Annotated in this window: 12 protein-coding genes and 2 tRNA genes; 8 read left to right on the top strand and 6 right to left on the bottom strand. The window is 62.6% G+C overall.

The genetic code is table 11. The features are described 5' to 3' along the window. Positions 1-11: 11 nt before the first annotated feature. From virB11 to AB6730_RS08885, 5 genes are read right to left on the bottom strand one after another with little or no spacing between them, the layout of a single operon-like run. The gene (gene virB11, locus AB6730_RS08905) at positions 12-1,055 is read right to left on the bottom strand and encodes a P-type DNA transfer ATPase VirB11 (protein ID WP_371023283.1); all 1,044 of its coding nucleotides are present in this window, start codon (positions 1,053-1,055) and stop codon (positions 12-14) included. Between the two features lie 7 nt (positions 1,056-1,062). Beyond that, the gene (locus tag AB6730_RS08900; RefSeq protein WP_371023282.1) at positions 1,063-2,268 is read right to left on the bottom strand and encodes a TrbI/VirB10 family protein; all 1,206 of its coding nucleotides are present in this window, start codon (positions 2,266-2,268) and stop codon (positions 1,063-1,065) included. 47 nt (positions 2,269-2,315) lie between these two features. Continuing rightward, the gene (locus AB6730_RS08895) at positions 2,316-3,128 is read right to left on the bottom strand and encodes a TrbG/VirB9 family P-type conjugative transfer protein (protein ID WP_371023281.1); all 813 of its coding nucleotides are present in this window, start codon (positions 3,126-3,128) and stop codon (positions 2,316-2,318) included. Further along, the gene (locus AB6730_RS08890) at positions 3,128-4,156 is read right to left on the bottom strand and encodes a virB8 family protein (RefSeq protein WP_371023280.1); all 1,029 of its coding nucleotides are present in this window, start codon (positions 4,154-4,156) and stop codon (positions 3,128-3,130) included. Before AB6730_RS08890 ends, AB6730_RS08895 begins: the two co-directional genes overlap by 1 nt. Before the next feature lie 29 nt (positions 4,157-4,185). Beyond that, positions 4,186-4,671, bottom strand: a complete 486-nt coding sequence (locus tag AB6730_RS08885) for a hypothetical protein (RefSeq protein WP_371023279.1) — start codon at positions 4,669-4,671, stop codon at positions 4,186-4,188. 1,097 nt (positions 4,672-5,768) lie between these two features. On the opposite strand from AB6730_RS08885, the gene AB6730_RS08880 reads away from it, so the two are divergent. The 6 genes from AB6730_RS08880 (at position 5,769) to AB6730_RS08855 (ending at position 11,282) form a co-directional block, all read left to right on the top strand. After that, positions 5,769-6,278 (top strand): CinA family protein, encoded by a 510-nt coding sequence (locus AB6730_RS08880; protein WP_371023278.1) that lies wholly within the window; start codon positions 5,769-5,771, stop codon positions 6,276-6,278. A gap of 98 nt (positions 6,279-6,376) precedes the next feature. Beyond that, on the top strand, positions 6,377-7,417 hold the full coding sequence (gene recA, locus AB6730_RS08875; RefSeq protein WP_371023277.1) for a recombinase RecA: 1,041 nt from the start codon (positions 6,377-6,379) through the stop codon (positions 7,415-7,417). Next, positions 7,404-7,910 (top strand): regulatory protein RecX, encoded by a 507-nt coding sequence (locus AB6730_RS08870; protein ID WP_371023276.1) that lies wholly within the window; start codon positions 7,404-7,406, stop codon positions 7,908-7,910. Before recA ends, AB6730_RS08870 begins: the two co-directional genes overlap by 14 nt. 71 nt (positions 7,911-7,981) lie before the next feature. Continuing rightward, positions 7,982-10,615: an alanine--tRNA ligase gene (gene alaS, locus AB6730_RS08865; protein ID WP_371023275.1), complete on the top strand. Its 2,634-nt coding sequence runs from the start codon at positions 7,982-7,984 to the stop codon at positions 10,613-10,615. Between the two features lie 305 nt (positions 10,616-10,920). Next, a complete protein-coding gene (csrA, locus tag AB6730_RS08860) occupies positions 10,921-11,118 on the top strand; it encodes a carbon storage regulator CsrA (RefSeq protein ID WP_072323041.1) in 198 nt (65 codons plus the stop codon). 71 nt (positions 11,119-11,189) lie between these two features. After that, positions 11,190-11,282: transfer RNA gene (locus AB6730_RS08855), tRNA-Ser, on the top strand. A 329-nt stretch (positions 11,283-11,611) separates the two neighbouring features. Here AB6730_RS08855 and AB6730_RS08850 read toward each other — a convergent pair. Further along, positions 11,612-11,688, bottom strand: a tRNA-Pro gene (locus AB6730_RS08850). Between the two features lie 154 nt (positions 11,689-11,842). Here AB6730_RS08850 and hisS point away from each other — a divergent pair. After that, complete coding sequence (hisS, locus tag AB6730_RS08845) at positions 11,843-13,228, top strand: histidine--tRNA ligase (protein ID WP_371023274.1); 1,386 nt, start codon at positions 11,843-11,845, stop codon at positions 13,226-13,228. 35 nt (positions 13,229-13,263) lie between these two features. Next, the gene (gene hutH, locus AB6730_RS08840; RefSeq protein WP_371023273.1) at positions 13,264-15,159 is read left to right on the top strand and encodes a histidine ammonia-lyase; all 1,896 of its coding nucleotides are present in this window, start codon (positions 13,264-13,266) and stop codon (positions 15,157-15,159) included. Position 15,160 lies beyond the last annotated feature (1 nt).

Here is a 15,160-nt window from a genome sequence, read left to right as displayed (position 1 = left end):
TCTTTCGAGTGTTACCCCCCGTCCGCGTCCGAGGCGGCGCGAGCCGGGTTGAAATCGATGCCGGTGATGTAGCGACGCCCGGCATGTGCCTTGATGTGCACGACAATGTCGATTGTCATCATCAAGAGTCGCTTGATCGTTGCAAACTCAAGGCCGGCGCCTTCCGTGGACGCCTTCACCATGAGGGCCAGCTGATCCCATGTCTGCTCGACACTGCCTGCGTGACAGCTTGTAATTGACCCGGGGTGACCGGATGCACAATTACGGATGAAATAGAACGATTCATCGCCGCGGAGCTCCGCGAGGATGATGCGGTCCGGCTTCATGCGCAGGCAGGCTTCCATGCAACTCTTCGCAGTGACGTTGGCCGCACTCTGCCCACCCTTGGAGTACAGGAGGTGCACTACGTTTGGCTGGTCGATGAATAGCTCACGAGCATCTTCGATCGTCACGAGACGTTCATCGGCCGGAATATGATTGACCAGCGACTTCATGAATGTCGTCTTGCCACTTCCAGTCGCACCAGCAACGACAATGTTTTTCTTGCTTTGGACGGCGTGACGAAAGAAATCGGCATAACGGCGTTCCGCCCGCAGCTCCAGTAACTCGCGGTCTTGCTCGCTGATGCCTCCCGCACCTTCGAGGATTTCATCGAAGAAACCATCTTCCTGATACTGGCCAAGCGTCCTGGTCTGCTTCGACGGTAGTCGGATCGTGATCGACACACGCCCTGCTTCACAGGCTGGAGGAATGACGAACTGCGCGCGCTGTCCCGTGGGGAAAGTCAGCGATACCACGGGATCGACGTCCGTGATTCGCTGACCCGTATTGCTTTCATTGACCACCGCGGTGCAGAACTGACGGGCGCGCTCATATGTCAGACTGGGGACCTCCACGCGCTGCCATCCACCCCGTCGTTCGAGATAGAGTTCGCCGGGTCGATTTATGCAGATTTCGGTCACGTCCGGCGAGGCAAGAAAGTCCCTTACTCCCAGCACTTCGTACTGGTAGTCGAGAAATTCCGTTCCAACTGCTGCTAGCGCGCTTTCAGTCATGGCTTTCTCAGTACCGCGCGACGACGCCGCTGAAGTCGACGTCCCTGGCGACATAGATGGCCAAGACGGTACCTTGGTTGATCGTTACGGTAGCGGGACGATTGGCGGCGCGTCTGACGGCTTGATTCGCCAATTGCTGAATCGTGTCGGCCGTGTTGCTTTCGAACGGTGTCTGGGTTACCACGCCGTTGCTGATCGTCGTTTGGCGGGGACCGTGTTCGGCCGCTTCATACTTGAAGGCGTCGCTGAGCAAGCTGATCAGCATGGCGGAGCCGATACGGCTTCCCCAGTGCGCGTTGTAATAGCCAGGATGGCCCGCACCACCAAGGGTATCCACACCGGGACTGGCCATGTTCACGTCGATGCCGGTCGGCGTCACGATACGGTCCCAGATGACAGCCACACGCGGGCCGCTGGGCTCCATTTCATATTTACCCAGCACCTTCGACCCCTTCGGCAGAAGAAGCCGCTTTCCTGTGAACGAGTAGACCGGTTCGGTGACGACGCAGGACGTGAACCCCGGGATATCGGTGATGATCCGGGTTTCGAGAACACATCGAATGAATGTGCCGCGGAGCATGAGCGTGTCGGGGTGGGTCAGTGGCGAAGCACTCGAGACCTCGGGAAGCTCCTTCGCGGAATAGGCGAGGTTTCCGTTCGCGCTCATCGAGGGAGCGGCCGGAGCGCCGCCTGGCATGCCAGGGAAGAGACCGCCGTATGGACTCGCCGCAGGGACCTGTCCAGTCGGGGCGTTGCCTACCGCCTGCGCACCGTCACCTGCGGACATGATGCGACGCTCGAGAAGCGACGGGCCACGCGGCTGCTCCGGCATTTGCGCCGGACGGAGTTGCTCCGGAGTAGGCAATGGCGGAGGTGGGGCTAGCGCGATCGGTTGCTGCGGCGCTGGCTCTGGCGCCGGAGGAAGCGACGGGGCACGGGGCGCCTCCGGAACGCTTACGGTTTCCTCGCGGGGCTTCTGCGCCTGGGGCTTACTGCCACCTCCGCTCAGCATCCAGAAGCCGACGGCTAGCAGCAGCACCACGATTCCTGCAAGGAACCCTAGCGCTCTGCGATTCATCCGGCGGATATCGTTGGATGCGAGGTGCGGCGCGCCGGCGTCCGGATCGGGCTGGGGCGCCTGGCGTGCCTGGGTCGAATAAGGGTTGCCAGCGAGCGGGTCGCGGTCGCCGCCGCGTGTTTCGTACGGTGGCATGCGGCCTTCGTTCGACTCGTCTTCCGGGTGGTTGGGAGTATTCGAGCTCACTTCTTCGTGTTCCTTCGCAGACCCACGACGTTGTTGTCGTGACGAATAACCAGGTAGGCATAGGTGCCGTGGACAACGATGGTGTTGCCTTCGACTGTCGTATTCACTACCGAGTCTTCTCCGTGTTCCTTTTCACGCATGTAGACCGTGGGGAAGTTCCCTGTTGGAAACTGCTTCAGGTCGGGCATCTTGATATAGGTGAACCGGCCATCGTCGTACACGTTGATCGGTACGAGCCAAGGCGCGGTTTTGCGGCGCATCGAATAGTCGTAGTCGAAGTTGTAATCGCGTCCCTTGACGAGCGTCGTATCGAGCTCCGGCGTTTCCTTCACCTTTTTCGTTTCCGCCATGAAGCTGGTATCGGCTGGATACGTGAAGGTGATCTTGTACTGCACCCCTGCGCGACGAGCTTGCTCAAGCGTTTTCCAATCTGTGGCAACCACCTTGAGCTCGAAGATGTATGAATGCGTGGCGGTACGAATCATCATGTTCGTGTCGACGTCGACATTCTTCGGCTTGACGTAGAACACGTTGTCTCGTCGTGTCAGGTCCCACCCACTGCTGAACCCGGTGCTGTAGTCGAGGATCTTTTCGTTAGGGCTCAGCTCTATTTGAGTGGTGATGCCTAAGCCGGTCCGCACCTGATAAATGCGATCAGGCTGGTACTCGTAAGGCTGCACGGCTTGCAGCGCCTGTACAGATTGTCCCGCGGGAGTCAGCTGTGCGGTTTCTGCCGCTTCCACGGGCGAGGTCGCCAGCACGGCAAGGGTCAGGGCGCAGACCGAGAGGATGTACGTGGGTCGATTCATCAACGGCGCCCTCCATTGGCGGCGCTTCTTGGTGTGGCATTGGCCGCGGGCGCGGCGTTGGTCGGGTTGGGAACGGGAGTGGCGCCTGCTGCGGGCGGCATCGAATAGCCGGTGTCGACAGGAATCGGGGAGGGCGGAATTGCGACGGCAGGCTGCCCTTGCGTCGGAGCGGCCCCTGTCTGGCCAGCAAGTGACGCCTGACCTGTCGCATCGAACGCAGTGCCCTGCGCCGCGGTGGCTGATGGCTGCTCGACAGAACTAGTGACCTGGGCCGGTACGGTAGCGACGGGTACCTCGGGCGGCGGTGCGGATCCGTAGTCGTTATCGACCCTGTAACTCATTACCTGGAAGCCAAGCGGGTTCTCGATTCGATTCTGGTCGTCCATCCGCAGATTCGGCTTGTACGTGAACTCCATCGTTGCGATCTTGCTGTCAAGCGGTGTTGTGGCACCGTTTTGCTTATCGTAGAGACTGCGTTGGAAACGGACAGTGGCGCCTTTCGGCGGGATATTAGGACTCCCACCAACGAGCACGATGCTAAGAATTTTGACGCGGATGGCCTTGGTCTTGCCGTACGTCGCGTAAGGACTGTTCGGATTGTTCGGCGCGTGCAACGCCATATAAGGCTGCGCGACTTCGCTCGAAGCCATGGTAAGCACCGTTGGCCAATCGCGCATGTTCGTCAACGCCAGATCGTACGCCTCGCGAGCAAGCACGAAGTGAGCGATGTTGCTTCGATTCAGAGCTTCGCTTGCCGTGATTCGTTGATTGATCACATCGTCGGTCAGGCGCGAGAGCGAACTCGTTCCCGAGTAGGGGTCGGCAAGCACCAAGAATGGCACCTTCTCCTTCAGGGGGAGCATGTAGAAGTATCCACCTGCCAGGATCAGCGACATTCCCAAGGAGCAAAAGGCGACGATCCACGCACGTCGTTCGCTTCGCTTGGCGAGGTCCGCTATCGAGACTTCGAAGTTGACGCCCTGGGTGACCGCGGCATCGATCTTCGGTGAGTTTTTTTTATTGAGCATTACGAGACACCTGCCTTAGTCGCGACCAGTTATTTCGAAGCCGGGGTTGTGGCTACGTCGCCTTGAGAGGCAGGGGTGGCAGATGCGGTGGACGCAGTAGGTGCCGTGACCGCGCTCAATTCCTCGACGATGAGATCGGGTCCCTGGACGGTGACTGCTACTCCTTGCTGCGCATAGATCGTGCTGAGTTGAGAGGTAGCGTCGCGAACCTCGGTGGTATGGATGGCTGCCGTGGACTTCGGCAAGGTGAAGTCCGAACGAAGCTTGTATTGCAGCTTCATCCCCGTATCGCTCGTCCACCGCGTCAACATCGTCTTCAACGTGCCGTCCATGGGCGCTGCGTAATAGGTGTAGGGAACCGCCAGCGGAATCTCGACAGTCTTGTCGTCGTACCGGTTCACCGGCTTCCAACGACCACCAAAATCCTTCGCGGCCGGGGTGCCACAAGCGGAAAGCAGCACGGCGAATGCGGAGACAAGGCAGATGGAAAGGGCAGGGGGCAGGGTTCTATTCACGCGTGGCTCGTAATTCATCGGATGACCAAAGAGAAAACGTCGGCAGCACTTCGCTCGGCTTATCGCCTTGTGCGAAGCCGGGAAAGCGTTTACTTCGTTATGAGGGGCGCAGGGTGGCGCTGCGGGCGGGGTGGCCCGCCTGCGTCTGGATCAGTCGATGTGCCGCCGCGCCGAATGCGCTGGCGGAGGTGATGCCCCTGGCAGTAGCTGGAGCCTTGAGCCAACCGGCTCCGAGCGACATGCAAATCATCCATACAACATCCTGTAGGGGCGCGTAGGCGCCCTTGCATAACGTGCCAGCGAAGAATGGTCATGCGCATGAGTGGCGATGCGGTGATCGCCCACTCAGGGTTGCGCCTTACTGACCGTGTATTCCCCACCCCTGATGCGGACCCCTGTCCGCGATGTAAAGATAACGCAACGACAAATTCCTGACTAGTGGCGGATGTGCATGTTTTTGGGACTCTTGTCACACATTCTGGGCATGTAATATGCGTGAAACGCGTCGACGCTTTGACAGGTGTCTCTCCGTACGCGCGCGTTGCGTCACGGAACTGCCGGATTTGTCTATGTCTCGTGAAGGTTGCGTTTGAAACCTTCACAGACTCCTACTGATGACCATTAAGTTGTCAGTTCGTCGTTTCAACCGTGCGACATCGCCTCTCGCTCAATAGGTTGCCGGAGCCCATCTACTTGGGCTCACGCGACTGCTTGGAACGCATACGAAATGCTGACTGAATGGAGAGTTCCGCATCAGTGGGTGGCGTTCTCGTCGTATCGTGGGCATCACTCTCGAGAGCGACGCGGGCGTGCCCGCGCTTCGCCTCACCAGATCGCGTTGTGCTCAAGAGAATGCAGGGTTCGTTAGACGACGCGGGAGTGAGGGAGGAGATCGAGCAAGGCAAGCTGGATTGACTAAATGGCAATCGATACGAGCGATTGGTTGCCAACAAAGGAGTGCCATCGTAACGCCGCACTTCCCACGGCACAATGCGCCGTCGCATAGAATTTTCCTCAAAAGTGGCACCACGGCGATCCCCGCATCGACATCCCGAAGCGCCGGTAGTAGAACCCCTCCCTTTACCGACAGGACCCCCATGGATTCCGCAGTCATTCCCTCCGACGCCGAGCTCATCACGCTCGCACAGGATGTCGCTGCCGCCGCGCTCGAGCGGCGGGTGACGGTCGCCACCGCCGAATCGTGTACCGGTGGCTGGATCGCCAAGACACTGACGGATTTGGCCGGGAGCTCGGCCTGGTTCGAAGCCGGCGTCGTCAGTTACAGCTATAGCGCCAAGGAAGCCCTCCTTGGCGTCAATCCCCGCACCCTGGAGCGGACTGGTGCCGTGAGCGAGGAGACCGTGCTCGAAATGGTGTCCGGGGCGCTGGCTCGATACGGTGCGGGCGTGGCCGTGGCGGTCACCGGAATCGCGGGCCCCTCCGGCGGCACGCCGGAGAAGCCCGTCGGCACGGTGTGGATCGGCTGGAAGCGGCGTGGGGGCTATGCCCACGCCCGGCTCTACCATTTCGACGGGGATCGCGAGGCGGTCCGGCGACAGACGGTGGCCGCCGCGCTTGTTGGAATGACCGACGAACTAAAGGGCTGAACCAGGCCGCCTATGGCAAACTTGGCGATTGCGGATCGCAGTCCCTGAGACCACGGTCGGGCAAGATACTCACCTACACAAAGAGACTGGAAACCACGATGGACGACAATAAGCGCAAGGCGCTGGCGAGTGCCCTCGGCCAGATTGAAAAGCAGTTCGGCAAGGGTGCCGTGATGCGTCTTGGCGACCGCGTCGACGACCAGATCGACACGGTGTCGACCGGCTCGCTCGGCCTGGACATCGCCCTGGGCATCGGTGGCCTTCCGCGTGGCCGCGTCGTCGAGATCTACGGCCCGGAATCCTCGGGCAAGACCACGCTGACCCTGCAGGCGATCGCCTCCTGCCAGCGTGCGGGCGGCACGGCGGCGTTCGTCGACGCCGAGCATGCGCTCGACCCCAGCTACGCTGAAAAGCTGGGCGTGAATGTCGCCGACCTGCTGGTCAGCCAGCCGGATACCGGCGAACAGGCGCTTGAGATCGCCGACATGCTGGTACGTTCCGGCGCCGTCGACATGGTGGTGGTCGACTCGGTCGCCGCGCTGACGCCGAAAGCCGAAATCGAAGGCGAGATGGGCGATTCCCATGTGGGCCTGCATGCCCGCCTGATGAGCCAGGCCCTGCGCAAGCTCACCGCCAACATCAAGAAGACCAATTGCCTGGTCATCTTCATCAACCAGATCCGCATGAAGATCGGCGTGATGTTCGGTAGCCCCGAAACCACCACCGGTGGTAACGCGTTGAAGTTCTACGCCTCGGTCCGCCTGGACATCCGCCGTATCGGCGCGGTGAAGAAGGGCGAGGAAGTCATCGGTTCGGAGACCCGTGTCAAGGTCGTGAAGAACAAGGTGGCGCCGCCGTTCCGCCAGGCGGAGTTCGAGATCCTCTATGGCGAAGGCACCTCGCGCGAAGGCGAGATCATCGAGCTGGGCGTTCGCGAGAACCTGATCGACAAGTCGGGCGCCTGGTACAGCTACAAGGGTGACCGCATCGGCCAGGGCAAGGAAAACGTGCGTCAGTTCCTGCGCGACAACCCGGCTATCGCCAATGAAGTGGACGCCGAGTTGCGTGCCCGCCTGCTGGTCAAGGCGGGCCCGAAGGCCGAAGCCTCGACCGAGGCCGACGAGCTTGAGGAAGTCTGATAGGGAAACGGGGAAGGGCGGCGGCAAGGCCGACCGCCCGACCCGTACCGCGTACGACAAGGCGCTGGGGCTGTTGGCCCGGCGCGAGCATTCCCGCCGCGAACTCAAGCAAAAGCTGGAACGAGGCGGTTTCGAGCGTGATGAGTCCGTGGCAGCGCTCGAGAGACTGGGCGACCAGGGCTACCAGGACGACGACCGCTTCGCCGGTTCCTTGGTGCGCAACCGGGTGGGGCAGGGCTATGGGCCGGCCCGCATTCGTGCCGAACTGCGTAGCCAGGGAATCGCCGATGCCCGTATCCGCGAATTGATCGAGGCGGCGGACGTCGATTGGCACGATCTGGCCGCGAATCAGCTGCGCCGACGCTACGGCAAGCCATCCGCCGACCCTGCCGAGCGGGCGCGGAGGGCGCAATTCCTCTTGCGTCGCGGCTTCGCCGCCGCCACAGTACGTGTTCTTACCCATGCCGATGCGGAAGACGCCGACGACGACTGAAGGCAGTGAGCCTTGATTCTGGACGGAGCGTCGCCGCGACATGTCTCGCAGCTCCCACGCCACGATCGCTCATGAAAACCGCCCAAATCCGTTCGACCTTCCTCGACTTCTTCCGCTCCAAGGACCACACCATCGTGCCGTCGGCATCGTTGGTGCCGTCGAACGACCCTACGTTGCTGTTCACCAACTCGGGCATGGTCCCGTTCAAGAACGTGTTCCTCGGCAGTGAAAAGCCGGGCTACGTCCGGGCGGCCGACGTCCAGCGCTGCCTGCGTGCCGGCGGCAAGCACAACGATCTCGATGCCGTGGGCTATACCGCCCGGCATCACACCTTCTTCGAGATGCTCGGCAACTGGTCGTTCGGCGACTACTTCAAGCGCGATGCCATCCGCTACGCGTGGGAATTGCTCACCTCGGTTTACAAGCTTCCGTCCGAACGGCTGTGGGTCACCGTCTATCACACCGACGACGAGGCCTACGACATCTGGAACAAGGAAGTCGGCGTGCCGGCGGACCGCATCGTCCGCATCGGCGACAACAAGGGCGCGCCCTTTGCGTCGGACAACTTCTGGCAGATGGCCGACACCGGTCCGTGCGGGCCCTGCACCGAGATCTTCTACGACCACGGTCCCGATGTCGCCGGCGGTCCCCCGGGTTCGCCCGACGAGGATGGCGATCGCTATATCGAGATCTGGAACCTCGTGTTCATGCAGTTCGACCGGGCCCCGGACGGCACGCTCTCGCCGTTGCCGGCACCGTGCGTCGACACCGGCATGGGCCTGGAGCGCCTGGCGGCCGTGTTGCAGCACGTGCATTCGAATTACGAGATCGACCTGTTCGCGCACCTGATCGCGGAAGCCTCACGCCTGACCGGCACGGCCGACCTCGCGAACAAGTCGTTGCGTGTCATCGCCGACCATATCCGTGCCTGTTCCTTCCTGATCGTCGATGGTGTCCTGCCGTCCAATGAAGGACGCGGGTACGTGCTCCGTCGCATCATCCGTCGTGCGCTTCGGCATGGCTGGATGCTCGGCGTGCGCGGCGATTTCTTCTGGAAGATGGTGGCGCCGCTGGTCGCCGAGATGGGCGAGGCGTATCCCGAGATCGCCGCGAAGCAATCCTTCGTGGAGCAGGCCCTCAAGACCGAGGAAGAGCGGTTCGGTGAGACCCTCGAGCATGGCATGCGCCTGTTCGACGATATCGCGGCGAAGTCGGGCCAGATCATCCCGGGTGTCGACGCCTTCCGGCTTTACGACACCTACGGGTTTCCCGTCGACCTCACCGCCGATATCGCACGCGAGCGCGGCATGACCGTCGACATGGATGGTTTCGAGCGGGCCATGGGCGAGCAACGTGCCCGCGCCCGCGCCGCCAGCAACTTCGGCAGCAAGGCCCAGCTTCCCGCCGAGGTCGCCAGCGCGCTCGCGCCGACGATCTTCACGGGGTACGACGTCCTGGATCTCGCCGACGCGAGGGTTCTGGCCATCGTTCGCGATGGCAAGGCCGTCGATCGTCTCGCCGATGGCGAGGAGGCCTTCGTGCTGCTCGACCGCACGCCCTTCTACGCTGAATCCGGCGGACAGGTTGGTGATACCGGCATGCTGCGCAATCCCTCCGGTGCCTTCGCCGTGGCGGATACGCAGAAGGTCGCTGGTGCCTTCTTCGCGCATTTCGGTACATGGCAAGGCTCCGCGCCGCTGGAGAAGGGCGCCGTCGTCGCCGCCTCGGTGGACGCGGCGCAGCGCCAGGCCACCGTGCTCAATCATTCCGCCACGCACCTGCTGCACGCCGCGTTGCGTACCGTGCTGGGCGACCATGTGGCCCAGAAGGGTTCGCTGGTCGCACCGGAGCGGTTGCGCTTCGACTTCTCGCACTTCAAGCCGGTCACCGCCGAGGAATTGGCCCAGATCGAACGCATGGTCAACGACGAGATCCGTCGCAACGCCCAGGCGGAGGTTCACCACATGGGCTACGACGAAGCGATCGACTTCGGCGCCATCGCCTTGTTCGGTGAGAAGTACGGCTCGGAAGTGCGCGTGCTGAAGATGGGCGACTTCTCCACCGAACTCTGCGGCGGCACGCACGTATCGCGCACCGGCGACATCGGCCTGTTCAAGATCGTCTCCGAATCGGGTGTAGCCGCGGGTGTGCGCCGTATCGAGGCAGTGACGGGCGCAGGCGCCCTGGCCCGCGTGGCCGATGAAGAGCGCGTGCTGGGCGAGGTCTCCGGCCTGGTCGGCGCCCATGGCGACGAAGTCGTCGAGAAGTTGCGCCAACTGTTCGACCGGCAAAAGAAGCTGGAACGCGAAATCGAATCCTACAAGGCCAAGGCGGCCAGTTCGGCATCGGCCGACCTCGCCGCCTCGGCTGTGGACGTGGCCGGGATCAAGGTGGTCGCCGCTCGCCTGGAAGGCCTGGACGCCAAGTCGCTGCGCGACAGCCTGGACGCCTTGAAGCAGAAGCTGGGTGACTGCGCCGTCGTTCTGGCGGGCGCGGCAGATGGCCGCGTGTCGCTGGTGGCCGGTGTCGGTGGCTCGGCGCTGGGTCGGGTCAAGGCGGGCGATCTTGTCGCCGAGGTGGCCTCCCATATCGAGGGCAAGGGTGGCGGGCGGCCGGACATGGCCCAAGGCGGTGGCCTCGATGCCCCGGCCTTGCCGGCCGTGCTCGCGGGCATTCCGGCGTGGGTGGAAGCTCGCCTGCGCTGAACGGGAGATGGCCGGGGTATGCGTCGACACGCCATAAAGGCGTTTCGGCGCATGCATTGCCGGCCGTGTGCGTTGCGTCCCCCGGTTTGGCTCGGCTAGTATCATCCGAATGTCGAACGCATCCTTCGGCATCGATCCTTCGGATCGAGAGTGGCAGGACAGCTGGTCAGCGACACACACACAACAAGAGCCGGGGAAGGCAATCGGCCTTCGATGGTCGGAACGTCGATCCATTGACGGCAAGCACTCGGGGTGAGGTTGTCGTTGGTGGGGAAGCCAATACCTGATTTTATGGAGTATCAATCATGCTGATTCTGACCCGCCGGGTCGGTGAAACCCTGATGATCGGCGACGAGGTGACCGTCACCGTTCTGGGTGTGAAGGGTAACCAGGTGCGCATCGGCATCAATGCGCCGAAGAATGTCGCGGTTCATCGCGAGGAAATTTACCAGCGCATCAAGAACGAGAACGATCCGGCCGGCCATTCCGGGGACGACCAGTAAAGTCTTTACGGCCGCAGCAAGGCAAAGTATCCTTGCTGGCTCGTTAAGGCTCGTTCCTCGACGACGATCACGGAGAGTTGCCCGAGAGGCCGAAGGGGCTCCCCTGCTAAGGGAGTATAGGGTCAAAAGCCTTATCGAGGGTTCGAATCCCTCACTCTCCGCCAGTTACGCAAGACGCCCCCTAGTGGGGCGTTTTGCGTTGTGGAAACGGCAGTTTTGTGGAAATCGATTGCTTGGTGAAAACCGCGGCTTTAGGGAAGCCGGCAGCTGGGAAACCGTCAGACGAGAAACCGCCAGACGAGAAGCCGCCAGCTCGGTGGGAGCCGACCCTGTCGGCGATCCCGCGGCAGCGGGCCAGGTTGCGGCAAGCACCCATCGCCGACAGGGTCGGCTCGCACCTCAAGCGGCTCCCACCACGAGTCAATGCGCGGGCATCTTTGCCGGGCGCACAAACAAAAACACCGGCCAATGGCCGGTGTTTTCATCAAAACATTGGTCGGGGAGACAGGATTCGAACCTGCGACTTCTACGTCCCGAACGTAGCGCTCTACCAGGCTGAGCTACACCCCGACGGGAGCCGCGTATATTAGCCACGGGGCGTTCCCTTGGCAACAGGTCGTCGCATCTTTTTTACATTTCACCGCCGGGGGTAGCGGTAGCCATCTGCTAATCTATGCGGCTGCCGCATGGCGGCGCCCGTACAGCCTGTCCGAAGAGGAATTGCATGGCACTCACCCCGGCCCGCACCATGCCCGGTGTCCTCGAGCTCCTGCCGCTCGACCAGATCGCCTTCCAGCGCATGCTGGATACGATCCGCCGCAACTACGAGCGATTCGGCTTCCTGCCGATCGAGACGCCGGTCATCGAGCATAGCGACGTGCTGCTGACCAAGACGGGCGGGGAAACCGAGCGCCAGGTGTATTTCGTCCAGTCGACCGGCGCCCTGGGCGCGGCGGCGGAAAAGGGTGGCGTGCCCGAACTGGCCCTGCGATTCGACCTCACCGTGCCCTTGGCGCGCTATGTGGCCGAGCACGAGCACGACCTGAGCTTCCCGTTCCGCCGCTACCAGATGCAGCGCGTCTACCGTGGCGAACGTGCGCAGCGCGGCCGCTTCCGTGAGTTCTACCAGTGCGACATCGACGTGGTGGGCAAGGATTCGCTGTCCGTTCGCTACGACGCCGAAATCCCGGCGGTGATCTACAGCGTGTTCCGCGAACTGAACATCGGCGCGTTCACGATCCAGCTCAACAACCGCAGGTTGATGCGCGGCTATTTCGAGAACCTCGGCATCGCCGACACCGAACAGCAGATGCTCGTGCTGCGCGAGGTCGACAAGCTCGACAAGCGCGGCGCCGACTATGTGCGAGACACCCTTACGGGCGAAGCGTTCGGTCTTTCCGCCGAGGTGGCGGCGAAGATCCTCGCCTTCGTGCAGGTGCGCTCCCACTCGGTGGAGGACGCCTTCGCGAAGCTCGATGCGCTCGGCAGTGGCTCGGAGACCTTCGAGCAGGGCAGGGCCGAGCTGAAGGAAGTGCTTTCGCTGATCCGCGATTTCGGTGTGCCGGAAACACATTTCGCGTTGAACCTCTCGATTGCCCGCGGTCTCGATTACTACACGGGCACCGTGTACGAGACCACGCTCGACGATCATCCCGGCATCGGCTCGATCTGCTCGGGCGGCCGCTATGAAAACCTCGCCGGCCAGTACACCAAGTCGCACCTGCCGGGCGTGGGCATTTCCATCGGGCTGACCCGTCTTTACTGGCAGCTTCGCGATGCCGGCCTGATCTCGACCGCGCGGAGCACGGTCGACGTGCTCGTCACGCAGATGGACCCGGCCCAGTTGCCCACCTACCTGGCCGTGGCCAATGAACTGCGCACCGCCGGCATCGCCACCGAGGTGGTGCTCGAGGGCGGAAAGCTGGGCAAGCAGTTCAAGTACGCCGACCGTGCAGGCATCCGCTTCGTGGTGGTGCTTGGCGAAGACGAGATCGCCAAGGGCGTCGTCACCGTGAAGGACCTTCGCCGCGAAGACCAGTTCGAGGTGCCGCGCGCGGACCTGGTGAAGACCCTGCGCGTCGAACTGGCCCAGGCCGAAATCGGCGTCTGATCCATCCATCCTCCCGACCTATCACGGCCTTTACCATGACCAGCAGTATCCTTCTCGACGGGCGTAGCCTCACGCGTGCCCAGGTCGCCGACATCGCTCGCCGCGGCGCCACGATCCGCCTCGACGAGGCACAACTGGTCAAGGTGAAACGCGCCGCCGATTTCCTGGCCGAGAAGGTAGGTGGCGGCGAGCCGATCTACGGCGTAACCACGGGTTTCGGCAGCAATGCCGACAAGTTGCTCGGCGCGCATCGCGTGCGCGACGAACTGCCGGGTGGCAATCCGGAGCCGCGCGAAGGCAGCTTGCTGGAAGAGCTGCAGCACAACCTCATCATCACGCATGCGGTGTGCGTCGGTAAGCCGTTCTCCACGGAAGTCGTCCGCGCGATGCTGGCGATCCGCGTGAACACCTTGATGCGCGGCCACTCCGGTATCCGCGTGGAAACCCTGCGTGCGTTGGCCGAGTTGCTCAATCGCGACGTCATCCCGGTCATTCCGGAGAAGGGTTCGGTGGGCGCCAGCGGCGATCTCGCGCCGCTCTCCCATCTGGCGATCGTGCTGCTCGGTGGCGGCGAAGCCTTCTACAAGGGTGAGCGCATGCCCGGTACCAAGGCCCTGGCCGCGGCAGGCCTCGAGCCGGTGCGGCTTTCCTTCAAGGAAGGCCTGGCCCTGAACAACGGCACGACGCAGATGCTTGCGACCGGCGTGCTCGCGCTCGACACGATGGACATGTTGATCCGTACCGCGGATCTCGCCGCCGCGATGACGCTGGACGCCTTTGCCGGCCGCACGGGCGCCTACGCCGAACAGGTGCACGCATTGCGCCCGCATCCGGGTCAGGTCGACGCGGCGCGAAATATCCGCGGCTTGCTCCAGGGTTCGACGCTTGCCGATATCCCTTACCACCTCGTGCCGCGCTTTCGCCCGTGGCTTTCGGACGCCTGGTCCGACCCGGCCGACCAGGGTCATCGGTTCGATATCGGTTGGGATTGGGTCCCGGCCACGCAGCGTCACGGCAAGGAAGCCTTCTATTCGCGGTTCCTCCCCTTCAAGGGCGGCAAGAAGCACCAGCCGCAGGACGCCTATTGCCTGCGCTGCGCACCCCAGGTGCACGGCGCGGTGCGTGACGCATGGGAACAGGCCTGCCGGGTTTTCGACGTCGAGCTCAATGCCGTCACCGACAACCCGTTGGTGTTCCCGGATGCCGAGAACGCCGAAGTCATCGAAGACCAGGTGATCTCCGCCGGTCATTTCCACGGCATGCCGCTGGCGTTGGCGATGAGCTACGTGAAAGCGTCCATTCCGGTGCTGGCATCGATTTCCGAGCGACGTACGGCAAAACTTGTCGATCCGGCCAACAACGATGGGCTTCCCGCTTTCCTCATCGGTAACGAGGACGCGACCGACTCGGGTTTCATGATCGTCCAGTACACGGCGGCCGCCCTGGTCAACGACCTCGCCACGCGTTCGCATCCGGCATCGGTGTATTCGGTGCCGACCAGCGCGAATGCCGAGGACCACGTGTCGATGGGTGCCAACGAGGCACGCCATGTGCTGGAAATGACCGAAGACCTTGGCCATGTGTTGGCGATGGAGCTCTATACGGCGGCCCAGGCGCTCGAATACCGCCAGGACATGCTCAACGCCGCGCGCTCCCTGGCGCACCGTGGCGACTGGCAGGCGTTGGCCGCGAAGATCTCCGGTGCACCTCGCCCGGATTCACCGCATTACGCAGGTTTCGAACGCGAAGTGCGCGCATTGATGGATGCACTCGCCGCCGCGGACGACTTCCACGGTGGAGTGGCGGTGCGCGCCGCATTGGCGACACTGCGCGAGCACATCGCCTTCATGCAGCGCGATCGCGCGATGGATGGCGACGTGCGCGCGGTGTGCGAACTGGTGGCTTCTGGCCGCCTCGTCGACGGTGGCTGAT

Source organism: Luteibacter sp. RCC_6_2 (assembly GCF_041360655.1).
GTDB lineage: Bacteria > Pseudomonadota > Gammaproteobacteria > Xanthomonadales > Rhodanobacteraceae > Luteibacter.
Note: the sequence above shows the minus strand (reverse complement) of the source record. Positions and strands in the feature narration are given on the sequence as shown.

Coding starts and splice junctions, on each gene's coding strand:
- virB11 (WP_371023283.1), bottom strand. CDS start 1,055: ATGACTGAAAGCGCGCTAGCAGCAGTTGGAACGGAATTTCTCGACTAC.
- AB6730_RS08900 (WP_371023282.1), bottom strand. CDS start 2,268: ATGCCACCGTACGAAACACGCGGCGGCGACCGCGACCCGCTCGCTGGC.
- AB6730_RS08895 (WP_371023281.1), bottom strand. CDS start 3,128: ATGAATCGACCCACGTACATCCTCTCGGTCTGCGCCCTGACCCTTGCC.
- AB6730_RS08890 (WP_371023280.1), bottom strand. CDS start 4,156: ATGCTCAATAAAAAAAACTCACCGAAGATCGATGCCGCGGTCACCCAG.
- AB6730_RS08880 (WP_371023278.1), top strand. CDS start 5,769: ATGGATTCCGCAGTCATTCCCTCCGACGCCGAGCTCATCACGCTCGCA.
- recA (WP_371023277.1), top strand. CDS start 6,377: ATGGACGACAATAAGCGCAAGGCGCTGGCGAGTGCCCTCGGCCAGATT.
- alaS (WP_371023275.1), top strand. CDS start 7,982: ATGAAAACCGCCCAAATCCGTTCGACCTTCCTCGACTTCTTCCGCTCC.
- csrA (WP_072323041.1), top strand. CDS start 10,921: ATGCTGATTCTGACCCGCCGGGTCGGTGAAACCCTGATGATCGGCGAC.
- hisS (WP_371023274.1), top strand. CDS start 11,843: ATGGCACTCACCCCGGCCCGCACCATGCCCGGTGTCCTCGAGCTCCTG.
- hutH (WP_371023273.1), top strand. CDS start 13,264: ATGACCAGCAGTATCCTTCTCGACGGGCGTAGCCTCACGCGTGCCCAG.